Here is a 611-nt window from a genome sequence, read left to right on the forward strand (position 1 = left end):
CCGTAATGGTCACCGTAGACGACGAAAATCGTGTCGTCCCACATGCCGTTCGCCTTCAACTCATCGATGAACAAGCCGAGCGCATAATCTTGATACGCGAGCGCTTGCGGGAAGTTGTTGAGTGTCGTCGAACTCGTCTCGAATTTCGGCACGAGCTCGTAGTCCTCGCTCGGCATCGTATACGGGAAGTGGTTCGTGAGCGTGATGAACTTCGCATAGAACGGTTCCGGCAGCTCCTCGAGCATCGGAATCGACTGTTCGAAGAAGCTGTCATCGAGCAGTCCCCACTCCGTCATGTTCTCGGGGTTGCCGAGGTCATAGCTCTTCTCATCGAAGAACTGGTCGACGCCGATGTTTTTATACATCAAGTCCCGGTTCCAGAACGATTTGTTGTTCGCATGGAACACGGCCGAGTAGTAATTATCTTCCTTAATCAATTCAGGGAGTGCCTGATACTCATTATCGGCGTTCGTGAAGTAGACGGCACCACGCGGAAGTCCGTATAGCGAGTTGTCGAGTGCGAACTCGGCATCTGACGTCTTCCCTTGGCCGACCGTATGGTAATAGTTCGGCCAGTAGTGGGACTCTTCGATCAGTTTGTTCAAGTTCGG

General features: G+C 52.5%; 1 protein-coding gene. It reads right to left on the minus strand.

What is annotated here, in order from left to right:
- On the minus strand, window positions 1–611 hold a 611-nt coding region (locus tag M467_RS0115740), incomplete at both ends, for an LTA synthase family protein (RefSeq protein WP_031199753.1).

Source organism: Exiguobacterium chiriqhucha RW-2, from assembly GCF_000416965.1.
In the GTDB taxonomy this organism is placed as follows: Bacteria; Bacillota; Bacilli; order Exiguobacteriales; family Exiguobacteriaceae; genus Exiguobacterium; species Exiguobacterium chiriqhucha.